6 protein-coding genes are annotated in these 2,861 nt (G+C 61.2%); 3 read left to right on the top strand and 3 right to left on the bottom strand.

What is annotated here, in order from left to right; all coding sequences use genetic code 11:
• The 3 genes from AC1DX0_RS33925 to AC1DX0_RS33915 all read left to right on the top strand — a co-directional run.
• On the top strand, positions 1-486 hold a 486-nt coding region (locus tag AC1DX0_RS33925; RefSeq protein ID WP_477358719.1), incomplete at its 5' end, for an ATP-binding protein.
• Positions 487-498: 12 nt separating this feature from the next.
• Positions 499-1,116: a leucyl/phenylalanyl-tRNA--protein transferase gene (gene aat, locus AC1DX0_RS33920; RefSeq protein ID WP_477221392.1), complete on the top strand. Its 618-nt coding sequence runs from the start codon at positions 499-501 to the stop codon at positions 1,114-1,116.
• A gap of 13 nt (positions 1,117-1,129) precedes the next feature.
• Positions 1,130-1,312: an RNA polymerase sigma factor region1.1 domain-containing protein gene (locus tag AC1DX0_RS33915; RefSeq protein WP_477221391.1), complete on the top strand. Its 183-nt coding sequence runs from the start codon at positions 1,130-1,132 to the stop codon at positions 1,310-1,312.
• A gap of 25 nt (positions 1,313-1,337) precedes the next feature.
• On the opposite strand, the gene AC1DX0_RS33910 is transcribed toward AC1DX0_RS33915, so the two are convergent.
• From AC1DX0_RS33910 to AC1DX0_RS33900, 3 genes are all read right to left on the bottom strand, one after another.
• Positions 1,338-1,724 carry a hypothetical protein gene (locus AC1DX0_RS33910; RefSeq protein WP_477221390.1) on the bottom strand — a complete coding sequence of 129 codons (387 nt, stop codon included), beginning with the start codon at positions 1,722-1,724 and terminating at the stop codon, positions 1,338-1,340.
• 76 nt (positions 1,725-1,800) lie between these two features.
• A complete protein-coding gene (locus tag AC1DX0_RS33905) occupies positions 1,801-2,418 on the bottom strand; it encodes a DUF2155 domain-containing protein (protein WP_477358716.1) in 618 nt (205 codons plus the stop codon).
• A 161-nt stretch (positions 2,419-2,579) separates the two neighbouring features.
• A partial coding sequence (locus AC1DX0_RS33900; RefSeq protein WP_477358713.1) for an NADH:ubiquinone oxidoreductase subunit NDUFA12 occupies positions 2,580-2,861 on the bottom strand: 282 nt, incomplete at its 5' end.

Here is a 2,861-nt window from a genome sequence, read left to right as displayed (position 1 = left end):
GAGATGAACACGCGCCTGCAGGTCGAGCATCCGGTGACGGAAGCGATCACCGGCATCGATCTCGTCCACGAGCAGATCCGCGTTGCTTCCGGCGGCGGTCTTTCGGTGAAGCAGGAAGACATCAAGTTCAATGGCCACGCCATCGAATGCCGCATCAATGCCGAGGATCCGCGCACCTTCACCCCCTCGCCCGGCACCATCACCCATTTCCACACGCCGGGCGGCCTCGGCATCCGCGTCGATTCCGGCGTCTATTCCGGCTACAAGATCCCGCCCTACTACGACAGCCTGATCGGCAAGCTGATCGTGCATGGGCGCAACCGSGTCGAATGCATGATGCGGCTGCGCCGGGCGCTGGATGAATTCGTCGTCGACGGCATCAAGACGACSYTGCCGCTGTTTCGCGATCTGGTCGGCAATGCCGACATCGCCAATGGCGACTATGACATCCATTGGCTGGAAAAATACCTGGCCAAGGAAGAGTAGTCCGGGAACGCGATGACCCGCCCCTACGCGCCCGGCTATCGCATCCCCACCGACCTCCTGCTCAAGGCATACGCTTCGGGCGTCTTCCCGATGGCCGAAAGCGCCAGCGATCCGGAGGTGTTCTGGGTGCGGCCGGAGACGCGCGGCATCATCCCGCTCGATGGTTTCCACACGCCCAAAAGCCTGAGGAAGGCGATCCGCAAAAGCCCGTTCGACATCCGTTTCGACTTCGATTTCGAGGCGACGATCGACGGCTGCGCCGAAAAACGCGAGGAGCGCCGCTCGACCTGGATCAACGCGCCGATCCGTGAGGCCTATGTGCAACTGCATCGCATGGGCCATTGCCATTCGGTCGAGGCGTGGCATGAGGACAAGTTGGTCGGCGGCCTCTATGGCGTGTCGCTCGGACGGGTGTTCTTCGGCGAAAGCATGTTTTCCAAGGCGACGGATGCGTCGAAGACCTGCCTCGTGCATCTCGTCGAGCGCTTGAAGGCACGCGGCTTCGCTCTACTTGATACGCAATTCACCACCGAGCATCTCAAGCGCTTCGGCGCTGTCGATGTGCCACGCGGCAAATACGAAAAGATGCTGGCTGAAGCACTGAAGGGCGAGGCGATCTTTTTTCCGTGACTGGAGAGCTTCGATGTCGAGCGAAAACCACCTTCGAGCGGATATGCAGCCAATTGTTCAAGCGCTGATCGAAAAGGGCAGAGATGTCACAATGGGTCAGCTCGACCAACTGCTTCCCAAGCGGGAATTCAGTTCAACCGAAATCGAAGACATAATGGCTGCTCTCTCCGAGCACGGGATATACGTCATCGAGTGAGCGATCCGTCGACCAACCCAGATGATCAGCTCTTCGCTGCAGCCTCGATCGGCGTCTGCGAATGGAACATCATCTTCCAACCGTTGACGCGATGGACATAGCCGGTGCTGACCAGCGCCGCATATGGCTCGCCATTCTCCCGCGTCGCATGCGCCTCGTAGGTCAGCATGATGATGTCGCTGCCGGGCTCGATTATCCCCTTGAGGTCGATTTTCAGGTCGCGCCAGCGGTTGGGCTTGGTTGCGGTCTTGGCGAGATCGGCATTGTCCATCGCCTTAGCCATCTGCGGAAATGCCACAAGGCATTCGGTGTCGGCATTGGCCGCATAGTAGGCTTCGTCGCCAGTCCAGAAGCCCTTCTCGAGTTCGAGCAATTCCGCCTTGCCGGCGGTGATCCGCTTGCTATCTGACATCGAAAAATCCTCCAGGCGCATAAATGCGCAGGTCGTCCATGGCCCAACGCACGGTGGCCACGACGGTTCCCAGGGATCAGTTGGTGTCGGTCGTATCGGGTTCGGTGGAATCGGGCTGTTCCACATCCGGGCTGGCTGCAGCGTCCGGCTTGGTTGCGGCGGGCTTGGCCGCGGCAGGCTTGGCCAAGGCAGGCTTCGAAGCGTCAGCCTTGGTCGCGTCAGCCTTGGTCGCGTCTGGCGCCGGCACATCCGACTTCTGCTTGCAKYCCTTCAGCCAGACGTCATAGACGGCGTGYTCGACMGCRTTGAGGCCCGGGCTTTCGGCRAACATCCAGCCGGTGAAGATGCGGCGTATCTTGCGGTCGAGCGTGATCTCGTCGACCTCGACGAAGGAATCGGTCTTCGGCTCCTCGGTYTGCGGCCGGGAATAGCAGAYGCGCGGCGTCACCTGCAAAGCACCGAACTGCACCGTCTCGTCGATATAGACGTCGAAGGTGATGATGCGGCCGGTGATCTTGTCGATGCCGGCGAACTCGGCAACCGGATTGGTGATGCGATCAGATCCAGCTGACGCCGCCGGCGCGGGTGCCGCGGGTGCTGCCGGTGTGGGCGAAGCCGCAAAGGCCGCCGTGCTGATGGCGAGGCTGGCGGCTAGCGTCAGGCCGCCCGTCGATATCAGGTTGAAAAAGCTCATATAGGGTTACCGGTGGTTCGCGCCCGGGTGATTCCGTCGATCGCCAAGGCTAGTCGCCGTTTTCTGATCAGCAAGCAGCTAAACACCAATTGTGGCGATAAAGGACCGGCCTGCACTTTGCACCGTTACAAGCGGGGGGGCGCCGTTACATACAGGGACCGTTACGACCCGGGCGTCCAGGCGTCATAGTCACCTGTGACCTGCGGGCGATGCTGATTGGTCAGCACCGAGCCCTTCGGGCGATAGGCCGCCGGCGTGCCGGTCAGATTGGGCTGATGCGACTTCTGCCATTCGCGCGGCTTGTAGTCTTCGCTCGGTGGCGCGACGTCGACACGGTGATGCATCCAGCCGTGCCAGCCGGGCGGAATGGCCGAAGCCTCCGAATAGTCGCGATAGATCACCCAGCGCCGCGTGCGGCCTTCCGAATCGATACCGCCTTCGTA

This window comes from Mesorhizobium sp. P3_A9, assembly GCF_056402975.1.
The sequence above is the reverse complement of the archived record's forward strand: the minus strand, read 5'-3'. Positions and strand labels throughout refer to the sequence as shown.

What these genes read in the sequence shown, in the direction of transcription:
- AC1DX0_RS33915 (WP_477221391.1), top strand. Translation starts at nt 1,130, where the DNA reads ATGTCGAGCGAAAACCACCTTCGAGCGGATATGCAGCCAATTGTTCAA.
- AC1DX0_RS33910 (WP_477221390.1), bottom strand. Translation starts at nt 1,724, where the DNA reads ATGTCAGATAGCAAGCGGATCACCGCCGGCAAGGCGGAATTGCTCGAA.
- aat (WP_477221392.1), top strand. Translation starts at nt 499, where the DNA reads ATGACCCGCCCCTACGCGCCCGGCTATCGCATCCCCACCGACCTCCTG.